At 43.9% G+C, this 15,933-nt stretch carries 11 protein-coding genes; 3 read left to right on the forward strand and 8 right to left on the reverse strand.

All coding sequences use genetic code 11. The annotated features are described in order from the left end of the window. Positions 1-4 precede the first annotated feature (4 nt). Positions 5-1,048 (forward strand): sensor histidine kinase, encoded by a 1,044-nt coding sequence (locus M8998_RS08525; RefSeq protein WP_249992147.1) that lies wholly within the window; start codon positions 5-7, stop codon positions 1,046-1,048. Next, positions 1,041-1,787, forward strand: a complete 747-nt coding sequence (locus M8998_RS08530; protein ID WP_249992148.1) for a LytR/AlgR family response regulator transcription factor — start codon at positions 1,041-1,043, stop codon at positions 1,785-1,787. The genes M8998_RS08525 and M8998_RS08530 overlap by 8 nt, the downstream gene beginning before the upstream one ends. Before the next feature lie 12 nt (positions 1,788-1,799). On the opposite strand, the gene M8998_RS08535 is transcribed toward M8998_RS08530, so the two are convergent. From M8998_RS08535 to M8998_RS08555, 5 genes are read right to left on the reverse strand one after another with little or no spacing between them, the layout of a single operon-like run. After that, positions 1,800-3,701, reverse strand: a complete 1,902-nt coding sequence (locus M8998_RS08535; RefSeq protein WP_249992149.1) for a RecQ family ATP-dependent DNA helicase — start codon at positions 3,699-3,701, stop codon at positions 1,800-1,802. Then, positions 3,702-5,765: a ComEC/Rec2 family competence protein gene (locus M8998_RS08540; protein WP_249992150.1), complete on the reverse strand. Its 2,064-nt coding sequence runs from the start codon at positions 5,763-5,765 to the stop codon at positions 3,702-3,704. Then, entirely contained in the window at positions 5,759-7,813 is a 2,055-nt protein-coding gene (locus tag M8998_RS08545; protein WP_249992151.1) for a ComEA family DNA-binding protein, read from the reverse strand. Before M8998_RS08545 ends, M8998_RS08540 begins: the two co-directional genes overlap by 7 nt. Then, positions 7,803-8,597, reverse strand: a complete 795-nt coding sequence (locus M8998_RS08550) for a hypothetical protein (RefSeq protein ID WP_249992152.1) — start codon at positions 8,595-8,597, stop codon at positions 7,803-7,805. Before M8998_RS08550 ends, M8998_RS08545 begins: the two co-directional genes overlap by 11 nt. Before the next feature lie 56 nt (positions 8,598-8,653). Further along, complete coding sequence (locus tag M8998_RS08555; protein ID WP_249992153.1) at positions 8,654-9,631, reverse strand: 2-hydroxyacid dehydrogenase; 978 nt, start codon at positions 9,629-9,631, stop codon at positions 8,654-8,656. A 105-nt stretch (positions 9,632-9,736) separates the two neighbouring features. On the opposite strand from M8998_RS08555, the gene M8998_RS08560 reads away from it, so the two are divergent. Next, positions 9,737-10,999, forward strand: a complete 1,263-nt coding sequence (locus M8998_RS08560) for a DUF819 family protein (protein ID WP_249992154.1) — start codon at positions 9,737-9,739, stop codon at positions 10,997-10,999. A gap of 15 nt (positions 11,000-11,014) precedes the next feature. On the opposite strand, the gene thrC is transcribed toward M8998_RS08560, so the two are convergent. From thrC to thrA, 3 genes are read right to left on the reverse strand one after another with little or no spacing between them, the layout of a single operon-like run. Beyond that, complete coding sequence (gene thrC / locus M8998_RS08565; protein WP_249992155.1) at positions 11,015-12,322, reverse strand: threonine synthase; 1,308 nt, start codon at positions 12,320-12,322, stop codon at positions 11,015-11,017. Positions 12,323-12,333: 11 nt separating this feature from the next. After that, the gene (locus M8998_RS08570) at positions 12,334-13,329 is read right to left on the reverse strand and encodes a homoserine kinase (protein WP_249992156.1); all 996 of its coding nucleotides are present in this window, start codon (positions 13,327-13,329) and stop codon (positions 12,334-12,336) included. 37 nt (positions 13,330-13,366) lie between these two features. Further along, complete coding sequence (thrA, locus tag M8998_RS08575; protein ID WP_249992157.1) at positions 13,367-15,814, reverse strand: bifunctional aspartate kinase/homoserine dehydrogenase I; 2,448 nt, start codon at positions 15,812-15,814, stop codon at positions 13,367-13,369. Positions 15,815-15,933: the final 119 nt, after the last annotated feature.

The following is a 15,933-nucleotide window of genomic DNA, read 5'->3' on the forward strand; positions in this document are numbered from 1 at the left end:
TCTTATGACGCAAACGCAGTACCCTAAATCGAAAAAATGGCTGATCCACACTTCATCGTGGATTATTTGTGTTTTGTATTTCCTGGTCGTTTATGGATTACTGTGGTGGGTGAAAGTTCCATATGAGACGATTCTTTACGATGGAGCCATCAGCGCATTGGTAATTACCGGAACTTCTTACTTAATCTATACCTCTCTACAATACTATCTCCCGAAGAATAAGCAGTTTTGGAAACTGTTTAGCTTCGCCATTATATTTAGTGCTCTTAGTGTATTTTGCACACGGTTTTGCTTGCTACAGGTATTTTCTCCGGAGCAGGTGATCTACCTGACGTTCAGTATGCCATTTCGTTTCGTGATTAATTTTCTGGTTATTACTTGTATCATGATCATTAACATATTCTGGAATATTCAGGAAGAATACGAAGAGAACAAGGAGCGCAAACAGCAGTCGGAGCGCATGGTGCGCGACGCCGAGCTCTACAACTTACGGCAGCAATTGCAACCACATTTCTTATTTAACAGCTTGAATTCTATTATTGCTTTGATCGGCAGCAAACCGCAGGAAGCCAGGAGCATGACCTTTCAACTATCTGATTTTCTACGCGGTACGATGCGAAAGGATGAGAAGCAATTTATCCTATTGGAAGATGAACTAAAACATCTACGTCTTTATCTGGATATAGAAAAAGTGCGTTTTGGCCATCGACTTAAGACGATCTTCGACTATGACGAGTCGATTTTATTGTCGCAAGTACCGGTCATGATCATTCAGCCTTTACTGGAGAATGCCATCAAATTTGGTTTGTATAATGTGACCGGCGACGTGTTGATTACCATCGATGCGTATAAAGAAGAAAACATGCTGGTTATTGTAATTACCAACCCCTTTGATGTGGATCAATTTGAAAATAAGAGAGGCACCGGATTTGGTCTTACCAGTATACAAAGACGGCTATACCTATTATTTGGCCGAACCGATCTGCTAACTACAAGTACCGATAATACCACCTTTATATCAACCCTTAGAATACCTCAATATGATTAAAACTATTTTAATTGACGACGAACCTTTAGCAAGAAGCATTTTATTAGAATACTTGCAATCACACCCAGATTTTGATGTAGTAGCAGAGTGTAATGATGGGTTTGAGGGCGTCAAAGCGATACAACAACATAAGCCAGATCTGGTTTTTTTGGACATTCAAATGCCCAAATTGACCGGTTTTGAAATGTTGGAGTTACTGGATGATCAACCTCAAATCATATTTACAACGGCTTTTGATGAGTTTGCGATCAAAGCTTTTGAAAAAAATGCCATAGATTACTTGCTGAAACCGATTAGTCCTGACCGGTTCGAGAAAAGTTTGGATAAATTTAAAAGTAACTTTACCGGTTCAACGGAAACCAAAATCAAGAAAACCAGTGAGCAGTTGCAGGAATCTATGGAAGAGCAAAGCCTAGAAAGAATTGTGGTGAAAAATGGTTCACAGATTAAAATCATCCCGATACAGCAGATCAATTTCTTAGAAGCTTACGACGACTATGTAAAGATCCACACGACCGATGGCATGTTTTTAAAGAATAAAACGATGAGTTCGTTTGAGAAACAGCTAGATGCGAAACAATTTGTCCGTATACATCGCTCTTTTATGATAAAAGTAGATCAATTGGCGAAGATCGAGCCGATGGAGAAGGACAGTTACATTGCCATTCTGCATTCGGGCGACAAGGTAAATATCAGCAAATCCGGTTATGCAAGATTGAAACAGGTAATCGGGATCTAGGATTATGAAAAATTAAAATCCTACGTTCCAATAGTAGAGATTCTCCTTCACAATGATCTGCTCTTCATCCAGTAAGGTTCTGAATGCTTCGAGTTTTGCATTTTCGGAACCTATACTGATTTGATCGATCAGCTCCTTCAGAGGTAATGGTTTGTCCAATAGCAATTCTTTGATCTGAAGCGCAACCTGTGTCGACACCTTTCCGCGATGAGCACGTACCAAACAGAGATCGCATACACCGCAGGGTGCCGATTTTGACTCACCAAAGTAGGTTAGCAAAGCGATACTGCGACAGTTTTCCGTATCCAAATAATGATAAATTGCCTTAGTCTGTTCTTCCTTGATACGGCGTCGTTCTCTGATAAACGAGGTATCAACGTGTAGGTTTTTCCGATCAATCCTAGGTCGCAAAAACTGCAATTGCGGCGCGTCTGTTTTCGGCATATAGGTGAGCAGTTCCATTTGTTGCATCGTTTGCAGCATATGCACAACTTCCTGATAAGGTACACGCAGAGCCTTCGCAAATTCATATTCATTAATCGGAACAAATAAGTCAAAAGCTCCGCCGTAGCTTCTTAGTATACGTTTTATGAGCGGATCAAACTTGGAAGATTGTACTTGAAATTTGTATAATTCCTGATAATCCACTTCGAACTTCAATCGGGAGGGGATAAACACGGCTTCGGAAAGACTCAACCATCCATCCCGCTCCAAAAACTTCAAAGCGCTTAAAGTGGGCAATACGCCAAATTGATATTTTTTAGCAAAGTCGACTACGTCAAAAGACAGTACCGTAGCCATGCCTGCACCATAGGCAATCTGAAAATAGTTAGCTAGCTGATGATACACTTGTTGAATAAAAGCGACATCCGGAAAAGAAGCTTCCAGATTTGCCCATAGTCGATCTCGATCTTCTTGATTATATAAAAGCACCGGAAAAGCCTTCTTGCCATCGCGACCTGCCCTACCTGCTTCCTGATAATAGGCTTCCAACGAATCAGGAATATCCAGATGAATGACAAATCGCACATCAGACTTATCAATGCCCATACCAAAAGCGTTGGTGGCAACAATGACGCGGATAGCATTGCTGGCCCATCGTTCTTGCTTGTCGGCACGCGTGAGCATGTCTAAGCCCGCATGATAAAAATCGGCCGAAATACCTTGATTCATCAAATACCGAGACACTTCTTGCGTTTCGCGCCTGTTACGTACATAGACAATTCCGCTGCCACCAATCTTTTGAATCACCCGCAACATCCTTCCCATCTTGTCTTCCTCAGGCAACACCATATAGCCCAGGTTTTCGCGGCGAAAACTTTTAGTTAATACATTTGGTTTCGCAAACAAAAGCTTCTCCTGAATATCCACGATCACGCGTTCAGTAGCCGTCGCTGTCAATGCCAGAAAGGGTATTTCAGGATGCAGCTCCCGAAGCCGATGCAGTTGCAGATAAGAAGGTCGAAAGTCGTATCCCCATTCCGATATACAATGAGCTTCGTCTATAGCGAAAAGGTTCACTTTCATATGGCGAAGCCGTTCCCAAACGATATCCGAATACAACCGTTCGGGCGATAGGTACAAGAATTTGATATTTCCGAAGATACAATTGTCCAATGTGATATCTACCTCACGCTTAGTCATTCCAGAATAGATCGCCACTGCAGAAATATCTTGCTTACGCAGTCGCTCCACCTGATCTTTCATCAGTGCTATTAAAGGAGAGATGACAACACATATTCCTTCCTGAAGCATCGCAGGAACCTGAAAGCAAATGGATTTGCCGCCGCCGGTAGGCATTAGCGCAAGGGTATCTTGCCGCAACATTACGGCATGGATAACTTCCTCTTGAAGTGGTCTGAATTGGTCGTATCCCCAATACTGTTTTAATATGGAAAGGCTGGTAGGATTCATTTATTCTGTCTTCCAAACATAAGCAAAATTATCCTTTAAGGTATAGTGGGCGACCTGTTGAGCATCTAGTTCAGCGGAATTCCTCTCTACATAATACGCACTACTGCTACCGTCAAGCACATGCATGGTATTTTTCCATTGATGCGGTTGCGGTAATCTCCGATTGTTTCGCACGAGTACTAGCCCAACGTCTTCGGGCGGCTCATAATCTCCTTCATTCCATACATACAACACCTTGTTGCCTATTGTCAATAGGTAGTTCTGCTGCTGGGGAATCTTTACCAGTTTCATTTGATGTAGTGCGCGATAGGATTTTATATCTGGCATCACGGCATACTGAATGCTAGGATGCGTTAGTGAATCTAATGTACTAAAAAGGAAAACATGACCTTTCTCGTACCAGGCTATCGCAATATGTTGCCTTAGCTGGTAGATATGCAATCCACGATAGTGTACGCGTGTATTCCATCGCAAAAGACTTGTGCTAACAAGAAAAAACAATGCCGCAAACAGGCTGTATAACGCATATTTCAACCGATAATTCAAGGCGACAAAAAATGATCCCAGCGCAAAAAACAGGATAATCACTTGAGGCAGAATAAATGTAATGCCTTGCGAGGTCGCCCCAGGTAGGTTAGCAATCCGTTTTAACATGGATACCATACTATTGACCGCCATATTTTCCAACACCCCGATTAGTGGAGCAATCTGAGGAATCGGCAGTACCATGAGTGCTACACCAAGATACATCACTACCGTAGCCGGAATCGTAATGAGTAGATTGGCCAACAGGAAGTAGTTAGGAAACTGACCAAAGTAATACAAGGTGAGTGGTGTCGTAACCAACTGAGCTGCAATGGAGATATAGCTATACTCTGTCATGATTCTTAGCCAGCGATTTCGGGGAAGATACAACGACCGCAGCAGAGGAAAAATTAGAAATATACCCAACATAGCTAGATACGACAGCTGGAACCCCACATCGAATAGCATACTTGGATCGTAGCATAGAATGCAGAATCCCGATGCAAAAAGCGCATTTAACCCTTGTTGTCGTCGGCCAATCCATTGACTGAATACAAAAAAGCTAATCATGATTCCAGCTCGAAGTATAGGTGGGGCCATTCCGGTCAGCATGACATACATCCAAATAAAAAACAATACTATCACGAAGCGGAATGATTTGCCATAAGTCCACCGATCCAGCGGCCTCAAAAGAAAGGTGAGCAATAGAAAGACCATACTGACATGCATTCCCGAAACACTGAGGATATGTATGGTTCCTGTGTTGGTAAATGCGGTGTTTACCTCTGGATCCATCTCCGCACGATAGCCAAAAACTAGTGCTGACGCCACGGAAAAAGCAGTTTGATCGGAGATATTCGATCGAAACTGCGTTACAACGCGTTCTTTTAAATTCAATATATAAGTATACCAATTTGTTTGTGTTTCAAGCACGATAAGCTGCGCGGCTGGCAGTCGTTGTTGATGGTAAATACCCCGGTTTGCCAGATATTGCCGGTAATCAAATTCGTTCGGGTTATACGGTGGCGACACGCGCTGTACATTTGCTGGAAACTGCACCCGATCTCCATATTGTACCAAGTGGGAAATACTGCTATCGGTATACACCGTAAGTAACAAATACCCCGATACCTCATGCGTCGTGTGCAAAGAATCAATTCCAGCCTGCAATTTTATACGCAGCCGAGTAGAACGCTCTTTATGCAAAGGTTCTTCTACCACATCTCCGATTAATTGACTAAAATCTCGATCTGCTAAGTATTCTCTCTTCGCTTCTGGCAGCGATTGGCCATATTGCAAAAGGCCTATAGAAATCCAACTCCCGTATAAAAAAAGAATTATTGCTTTGGAAGGAAGCTGATGAACTAGTGCGACCAGTAGTAGCAACAGGAAGCTAAAAGAAACCCCAGTCATGAAAATAACTAATGCGTAATTCCACGAAAATACCTTTGCAAGAATAATTCCCGTCAAGTATCCCAACAGCACCTTCAAAAACGGCATAAAACCGACTTCCAATGATATAACTGGCCGAATTACCATCTGAAGCGTATTTGTAAACGCATTTCACTACGCTTATCACCGTCAATCCTATCCAATTGCGAACCGATACTTTCCACGCCAGGCAGCTTGGTGATTGCATATCGTGCCCAAAGATCTACCTTTCGAGAAAGCTGCCAACGTACATTGGCATAGCTGCGCCAACCTATTCCATAATACAATGGAAAGGAAGCAGCATAGAGCACATCTTGTTCATAGGCGTAGATACGCGAGTCGTAAGATTCTGTAGAAAAATAAGCAATGCGTGTGTTACCGGAAATTTTACTACTTCGACTGCTCCACAATACATCCTGAAAAAGCAACACGCCAAATTCCCGGGAGGTAAGTTCTTTAAAATAATAGGAAAGCTCGGCTCGGGATCTTATTGACCAGTTCTCATTGAGCTTGTACTGAAAATCTACACGTCCTTGATTGCGTATCATATCGGCCTGCAGATTTTCTGACCGAGCTGGATCCGTGAAATTTTCTGGCCGAAGGCGGTGCCTGAAGCGAAAAATCAAACGACCTTTTCTGTACCAGATATAAGAAAACTGAGACAGAAAATCCATTCCTGAAGATGGTGCATCCGCTCGAAATCGTAACCAAGGGAAGCTAAAAGCATCTAGATAGTTTACCCATTCTATCTTACGTGATGGATGGTACATCAAACCAGTGTACAGTCCCCGTTCGTTACCCAAACCAGATTGTTCTCCGATAGATTGTGCAAAGAAGTGATAATAATCTGCCGCATAATAACGGTGGTTGATGAGCACCGTGAGTTTGGGATGCAGACTAGCCATTAACCCATTATTGGTAGCATATCCGCTGCCCACGCTTTGCGCAACCTCCCCGTATAAGTAGGTGTTGCGATAGGTATAATTATAGAAAATTCCCATATTATTGAGCTGTCTTCCTTCGAAAGAAAAAAGATTTCTCAATTCATTATTAGGACGAATGTAGCCATCGAATGTGGTCGATAGCCAAGTAGCCCCCAATTTAAAACGATCTCGTTGATAATAGGTACTTACTCCATACACATACTGATTAATCGCTCGTCGGTAATTTTGCTCTGTGGGAGTGCGGTGGTTTCCAGAATAGTTAATAGTACGAATCTCTCTTTGATCATCTACCTCCATGACATTACCAGAAAGTTTATTCCAAGCTACAAAAGGAATGACATACCAATTCCTATGTGCGATCACGGCGGATGTTCCTCGCATAAAATTGCTCTCATTGAGTGATTTGTACTGTAATAAACCAACTCCCTGCCGGGCCACACTACCGATCCAAGCACCCTTACCAAATTGAAGTCCATTCCACAAGATCAAACCTTGCCCCAGTTGTAGTGCATAATCACCAACAATGATGCGTTTGAAAATTCCCACATCTTTGAGGAGGATACTACCTGAGTAGAAATCAAAGCCATAGCGCTGCGCATACCGGAAGAATGGTTCACCAGCTTGCTTATTCATATTTACGGCTATCTCCAGGCGATTATCGTAATTTATGCGGATGCGCGTGGCCACCCGATCAGGCGATCCTAAGTACCTTGAACGACTTTCATCGGTAATCTGATAGCCCTGTTGCGATTCCAAAATACGACCATACCGCACCATGACTTCATAACGACTTTTCTGTACGACATCACGGACAGAGAGTCTCTTTCCATCGCTTTGCACACCCACACGGACAAATCGTTGCAACAAACGCACCGCCTGTATATCAAATCCTTCTACCGCCTGCAGTTCCAATACCGAAAGATAGTGACCGCTTTGTTTACGATGGTTCAACAGGTTATTGATTTGCAGTGGACTCAGAAAAACCAAGGCAGCAAAGTCTTGCTCCGTTGCCCGATTGAGATCAAGCGGATGGATCAGGTATTGCCGAAGCCTTTCCAAGATTTCGCTTACGTCTAAGTCGGGTGCGAGGTCCTCGACCAACAATTCCAGCAACTGCTCTTCCATAAAAGCTTCTTCCAATACCTGTGCCTGCGTAGTGATTGGCAGCAATATTATAAATAGCGCCCAGAGTGTGATTCGCCTAGAATACATAGGCTATACCAAGTTGCGGCGAGGGGCCTAATTCACGATGTATGGAAGCTGCTAGGTCGATGTGCATCTTCTTTCGAAGCAAGCCTAGCCCCAAATAATATTGGAGTGGAAAAGATGAAACACCACCACGCAGACGGAAATTACGGAGTAGACGGTATTCCATACCGGTGCGCAGATCAGGTCTTTCGCGGCCATCCCAGAAGATATCTGTTGCTAAATAGATTTGTTCGGAAAATAAGTAATTCACACCTAAAGCCATTTCAAAATCGGACGAAGGCAAGAGCACATTTTCCGAATTTGCCAAACTGAACTGTTTGACAAATCCACCTATGGAGAGGTTTTCTCTATGATACTGAACACCTATATTTATCCTGATAGCGCTAGGAAACGTGTCTACCTCCCACCGTACTCGGTGTCGTTGCAAACCTAAAGCAGCGCTCCAGTATCTTGTAATTGGATAGGCATAGTTTAATTGCCAGACCGTTTGCTGTAAGAGGTTTGCGCTATTGTATTGATGGAATTGCAGCCCTAGAGCTCCCAGTTTGAAGGTGGGCAACACAGCATAAATACCGTATGTATAAAGATCTGACTGTAGGTAGTGCATTTGATAGGCACTACCCGTTGAAAAGGTATGTATGCCAGCGATGCCCGCTGGATTGCCCATAGCACTGTACACACCGGGATGCGCAGCCATCGTATTTCCCATGCCCAGCAGCGCAGGAGTTTGAAATGATTGCGCCGCGATTCGCGATATAGAAAGCAGAAAAGCTAGCAGGCGAAACATAATTCACGAAATTAATAATTGCGTAAATATATTTCTTTATAATTTATTTTTAAACTTTATTTGTAAATATCTGAATTTACAATCTGCGGCATAGGCTCACCGTGCAATGCTGCTAACAAGTTTGTTGCCGCCATCTCGGCCATCGCTGTCCGTGTTTCGATGGTAGCAGACCCGATGTGAGGTAAAACGCAAACATTTGACATCTGTAATAGCGGACTATCTGCCGACATGGGCTCTGGATCAGTAACATCAAGGCCTGCGCCCCAAATCTGGCCACTACGTAAGGCATCTGTAAGATCTCCTTCATGATGGATCGCCCCGCGAGCAGTATTGATAAAAATGGCCGATGATTTCATTTTTTCAAATACGTCCTTATTAAATTTGTGCCTTGTTTCATCCGAAAGATTAGTGTGTACTGAAAGCACATCGCTTTGTGCCAACAACTCGTCGAAATCAACGTATTTGGCATCCAATACCTCTTCGGCTTCTGTATTACGATTTCTGTTGTGGTAGATGATATCCATATTATAAGCGCCTTTCGCTTTTTTGGCCAGTTCGACACCAATACGTCCAAGTCCCAAGATTCCCAGCGTTTTCCCGTTTAATTCTACACCCAATTCTTGTGTGAATCCAAACCCTTTCCATTGGTCATTCACCACTTCTCGTGATCGGTAGAATGCTTTTCGCGATACCGCCAACATCAATAGAAAAGCCACATCGGCTGTAGCACCGCTCAACACATCTGGCGTATTGGATACCGGAATGCCTAAGGCAGTAGCTGTTTCTAAGTCGATGTGGTCGTATCCTACGCTGGCTAATGCAATTCCTTTCAAATGTGAACAAGCTTCCAGAAATGATTTCTGCATAGGCAGTTGTCCAACGTTCAGGAGCAGATCCACATCTTGACAAGCGTCTATCAATTCGGCCTCGGAAAGTGTCGTATCTTCCGGGTGTACGATAACTTTCAAACCAGCCTCTTCTAATACTTCAATACCTCTTGCCGGAATATCCTTGGTAATAAATACTTTCTTCATATCCTTCGAATTTTATGTGATTTTCATTGTTGTAAGCCGAATCATACGGGAAGAAATCGACAGAAATGCTTACATTCAGAACAAATTAGCTAAATTCTGCTACCCATGCAATACCCGATTCTACACGCGGCACCAATCATTACTGATCAAGTGGTCATTCTGGGAATATTAATGACGATTCTGGGATTCGTTTTTTATACGGCTGCACTACAGAACAAATACGTTCTGGGATTTTTCAAGGTGATTCCACCACTGCTATTATGTTATTTTTTGCCTGGTATATTTAATTCTGCGGGCGTGTTTGACGGAGCCAACTCGCCACTAGCTCAGGTGGGTAGTAGATATTTGTTGCCATCATGTCTCATTCTTTTTTTACTAAATCTCGACCTTAAGGAGCTTTGGTCTTTACGAAAAAGGGCCGGCATCATGTTTATTACCGGAACTATAGGTATTGTATTAGGCGGGCCGATCGCCGTCTGGATTACCGCAATGATCTCTCCAGAAACCGTAGGTGGAGCTGGGCCGGATGCTGTTTGGCGTGGATTGGGTACATTAGCCGGCTCGTGGATTGGTGGCAGTGCCAATCAGCTAGCTGTTCGGGAAATTGTACAGCCTTCTACGAAACTTTTTTCTGCTATCATTGCAGTAGATGTGTTTGTTGCCTATCTATGGATGGCGCTGCTGCTGTATGGTGCTTCACGATTTGAGCAGGTAGATCGTTGGTTCCGTGCCGATAGTGCCGATGTAGCATTACTTACTACAAAAATGCAGCAAAAGGAGCTGAAAAATAAGCGCAGCCCAGAGGTAAAGGATTTTATTCTTATGCTAAGTTTTGCACTTGGCGGCACGGGTTTGGCCACCTTTTTGGCCGAGCCGATTGCCGAGTATATTCAAATTCACCATCCATCATTAGCCAATTTATCTTTAACTAACACCTACTTTTGGATTATATTATTTGCTACCCTTATCGGCATCGGACTTTCCTTCACCGCGGCTCGGCGTTTGGAATTCGCGGGAGCGTCTAAGCTAGCCACCGTTTTGTTGTACATGCTTATCGTTACGATCGGCATGCAAATGGATATTCTGGCAATCAGTGACAATCCTGGATTATTCCTTGTGGGCTTTCTTTGGCTATTTTTTCATGCGCTGCTGCTGTTTTTCGTTGGCCGGTATTTTAAAATACCGTTCTTCTATTTTGCGTTAGGCAGTATGGCGAATGTCGGTGGCGTAGCTTCTGCCTCCGTTACGGCTTCGGCTTTCCACCCTTCCTTGATCTCTGCGGCGGTTCTTCTATGCGTTTTCAGCTACGCCATAGGCACGTATGCCGGATGGCTTACGGCCTTATTGATGCAGCTGGCGTCACCATAATTTCAAACCATCCTGTTATTTATGCGCAATCAAATACGTTTTGAATGCGTCGTAATTTGCTTGCATAGGCACTGCCTGCTTTTCCCCACGTGCTAAATAATCTGCTCCTGCCGGTACCTTTACCTGCTTAAATAATGCTGGTGGTATGGCATCTGGAAATTTGCAAGGATGTGCGGTAGACAACAGAATGGATGCATATGTGCCTGGATGTGCTGCCCGATACGCTTTGGATGCCAAATACGCGATCGCCGTATGCGGACATGCTACGTAACCATATTGGTCATACATTTCCTGTACTCCTGCCAATGTAGCTTCATCATCATAGGTGTAGGTGCAAATAAGATGTTGCAAAGCGGAAAGATCATAATTGAAAAGATCCTGAATCCGTACCCAATTGCTTGGATCTCCTACATCCATGGCATTTGCCAATGTCTGCACAGACGGCTTAGGCTCGTATGTTCCCGAAGTGAGGAATCGCGGCACGGTATCGTTGGCATTGGTGGCCGCAACAAAATTTGTAACGGGCAAACCCATTTTATAGGCTAGCAATCCTGCTCCGATATTTCCATAGTTACCACTTGGCACCGTGAATACCACATCCGATATGCCCTGCGCACGCAATTGCGCATAGGCCCAGAAATAATAAAATGTTTGTGGAATAAGCCGAGAGATATTAATGGAATTTGCCGAAGTAAGCCGCATTTGTTTATTGACTTCTGGATCATTGAACGCTTGCTTTACCAATGCTTGGCAATCGTCAAAAGTTCCTTCTACTTCTATGGCTCGAATATTTTGTCCATTGGTGGTCAATTGCTGTTCTTGTACTTTAGAGACTTTACCCTTTGGATATAAAATCGTTACGCGAGTGCCGGGGACGCCGAGAAAACCCAATGCGACGGCACCGCCTGTATCGCCCGATGTGGCTACTAATACGTCCAAAAGCTGATCATCCTCTCGGGAGAAGTATCCCATGATCCTACTCATGAAGCGTGCTCCAAAATCTTTAAATGCGAAGGATGGTCCGTGAAACAGTTCTAGCACGCCTGTTTCGCTATCTAAAAATCGAATCGGAGCTTCAAAGTTGATCGCATCTTCGACGATGTTTTTCAACGCCGCTGCAGGAATATCGTCACCAACATAGATTTTGGCAATTTCTAATGCAATTTCTTGCAGTGAATAGTGCGTGATATTTTTAATGAATAGCGGATCTAGTTTCGGAATCTCCTCCGGCATATACAATCCTTTATCTGCCGGTAGGGAATTGAATACGGCATTTTTAAAGTCGGTACGCAGCGCTTTATTATTTGTACTATAAAATTTCATCTTCGATCGTGTTAATTTAATATTCTTGGGCCTTCTACATTCACGGATGAAACATAGGTATTAGATTCTATCTCTTGCTTATCAAGATGTTTCTTAATTTCATTGGTAATTGTCTGTGCTACTTCTTCGCTCTGCGTAATGGCAACTACAGAAGGTCCGGATCCAGAAATACCAAAACTCAAAGCACCATTTGCCATGGCAATTTCTTTCATCTCTGCAAACTGCGGAATCAAGATAGCCCGCACGGGCTCAATAATTACATCTTGCATACTGCGACCTATAAGCGAAAAATCGTTCCGATAAAGCCCTGCAATTAAACCTGCTACATTGCCCCATTGCACCACCGCGTCTTTGAGTGCTATGCGCTCCTTAATTAATTGGCGAGCATCTCTAGTTGGTACATCTACATGCGGGAATACTATTCCAGCATACATTCCTTCCGGCACGGGCAAAGCGATAATATCCAACGGATCGTAGGATCGGATTAGGGTAATCCCCCCCATCAGTGCTGGCGCTACATTGTCTGCATGGCCGTGTCCACATGCAATCTTTTCACCTTCAATGCAATATGGCAACAATTCTTCTTTACTCAATGGATTTCCTAGCAAGGCATTGATCGCATAAACTCCGGCAACGGTACTCGCCGAACTAGATCCCAATCCACTCCCTATTGGCATGTGCTTTACCAATTCTATTTCAATCCCAAACTCATCGGCAAGTCCCAGATCTTCCAATACTTTCATCGCGCAGGCACTCACCGTATTCTGGTCTGGATCTAGCGGAAGGCGGCCATCGTCGCCTTCAATAGAGTTAATACGCACGCCCGGACGATCTACCTTAGTCATCGTTACCTCATCTCCTGGTGCGTCCACGGCAAAGCCCAATACATCAAATCCACAGATCATATTGGCGACAGTCGCCGGCGCGAATACGCGTACTTGCTCTAATATATTATCCCTATTTATCCGCTGATCGATCATTGGCTCAGCACTTCTATCATCGTTCATATCGTTTATTTTATAGTATCAATTTTACTCTTCTAATTTATGCACCAATATTCACCAAGTCCGAAAACACACCTGCGGCAGTCACTTCCGCACCTGCCCCCGGTCCTTTTACCACTAAAGGGCGCACCTTGTACCTCTCCGTGGTAAAGGAAATAATATTGTCGCTACCAGACAGGGAGTAAAACGGGTGATCGGCACCGACCATTTCCAACTCGATAAGTACCTTGCCTTGCGCCAACTTACCGATGTAGCGCAATACTTTGTTTTCGGATGTCGCACGATCGCGCAACGCATTGAAATAAGCTTCTGATTTTTGAAGTTCTTCATAAAAATCTGCCACCGAAGTCGCTGCAAGGCAGGATTCTGGCAGGATATTTCCTAGGACTACGTCGGTAGGCTCGATTTCATGTCCGGCGTCGCGAGCGAGGATCAGCATCTTCCGCATAAAATCTACTCCTCCTAAGTCATCTCTCGGATCCGGCTCGGTATAGCCTAGCTCCTGCGCTTGTTTGACCACATCGTAGAAAGAAGAGCCGTCCACAAAATTGTTAAAGATATAAGAGATCGTACCCGAAAGAATAGCTTCAATTTTTAGCAGTCGGTCGCCACTCATCATCAAATCTTTGAGCACGCGCACAATAGGTAAACCAGCACCGACATTGGTTTCATAGTAGAAATCCACACCAAAGCGACGCGCGGTATCTCGCAACAGCTTGTAATTCGCGAAGGAACCTGAGTTCGCAATCTTATTACAGGTTACTACAGAGATGCTGGATTTAAAAATATCTTCATAGTAAGTTGCTGGCAAGGCACTGGCGGTATTATCAATAAAAACACAGTTTGGTAGGTTAAGCAGCTTCATCCGCTCCACAAAAACAGCCAAATCAGACACCTCTCCCTGCTCCTCCAACGCACACTGCCATTGGGAAAGATCGATGCCGGCAATATCGAAATGCATCTTTCTTGAATTCGCGATGCCCACTACTTTGATGTCAATATCATTGTGTTCTACCAGAAAATCATGCTGCTCGCGAAGTTGCCTATACAACGTTGCACCGATATTGCCTGTGCCAAGACTAAAGACGTGTAATGTCTTATTCAGTGTTGCAAAGAATGCGTCGTGTACTGCATTCAATGCTTTTCCTAAATCTTCCTTATCAATGATGACAGAAATATTTAACTCCGAAGATCCCTGAGCGATTGCTCGCACATTGATTCCATTACGTGCCAAGGCCTGAAAAAGCTTTCCAGACATACCTGGGGTACGTTTCATATTCTCGCCTACGATGGCAAGTACAGAAAGACCTCCTTCCGGCTCTGGCAACACCAGCTTGCCTGCTCCTATCTCCAACTCAAATTCCTGATAGATCAATTGCTTTGCTTTTCGCGAGTCTTGCGGGCTCACCGCAAAGGTAATGCTATGTTCTGAAGAGGATTGCGTGATCAGTATGACATTAATTTGTTCGCGCGCCAGTAAGCTGAATAATCTGCCACTGAAACCTGTTCGGCCGATCATGCCGCTGCCGATCATATTGATCACCGAGATATCTCCAATAGATGAAATTCCCTTTATAGGATAAGCTGATTTTTCGCTTTCGAACTGAATAACCGTACCTGCAAATTCTGGCGTGAAAGTATTACGAATTACGATTGGTATTTTCTTCGTAAAGGCCGGCAACATGGTTGGCGGATAAATGACTTTGGCTCCGAAGTAGGAAAGCTCCATCGCTTCGGTGTAGGATAGCGTTGATAAGGAGAAGGCTTTGGATACAATGCGAGGGTCTGCGGTGAGCATACCATCTACATCTGTCCAGATCTCAATGCGCTCGGCATCTAGTGCGGCACCAAAAATAGCCGCCGTGTAATCGGAACCCCCGCGACCCAAGGTCGTGACACGGCCGGCTTCGTTCGAGCCGATGAAACCCGTCACAAAGAGCAACTCATCGGCATGGGTGTAGTTCAATGCCTGAATTAATGGAATTGTCCGTTCCTGATCGACATTAGCTTGTCCAAATTTCGAATCGGTCTTGATGTACAATGATGCATCGATAAAAGCTACTTGCGGAATCTCTAGTTCCATTATTTTAGACACCATATAGCTGGCACACCGCTCACCATAGGAAATCAATAAGTCTTTACTTTGCAAACTGAGTTCCTGCAGCACGGCAACTCCCTGTAACAGCGCATCAATTTCATTAAACAAAAGCTTCAAACGGGTCAGTACAGGGTTTTGAAACTTGACAGGTATTAGGTTTTTTACCACTTCAAAATGACGGGATTCCATCTCAGATAATCCAGCCTCGAAAGAATTTCCTGAAGCAGCATCTTCCGCCATCGCTTGCAAAGTATTAGTGATTCCAGACATCGCCGATAAGACAACGAGTGGGTTTTCCCCATTTTCGTGAGATCTTTTGATAATCGCCAGAACGGAGCGGATACTTTCTATCGAGCCTACAGATGTACCTCCAAATTTTAAAACTTTCATATAAATATGTGATAAATAACACCATAAAAAAAGCCTTCCCCGTATTGGAGGAAGGCTTCTGTATAATTAAGTACGTTCGATCGTTACCATACAAAAACTTCCTCCGGAGACCTAATCCC

The sequence above is a fragment of the Sphingobacterium sp. lm-10 genome (assembly GCF_023554555.1).
Taxonomy (GTDB): Bacteria; Bacteroidota; Bacteroidia; order Sphingobacteriales; family Sphingobacteriaceae; genus Sphingobacterium.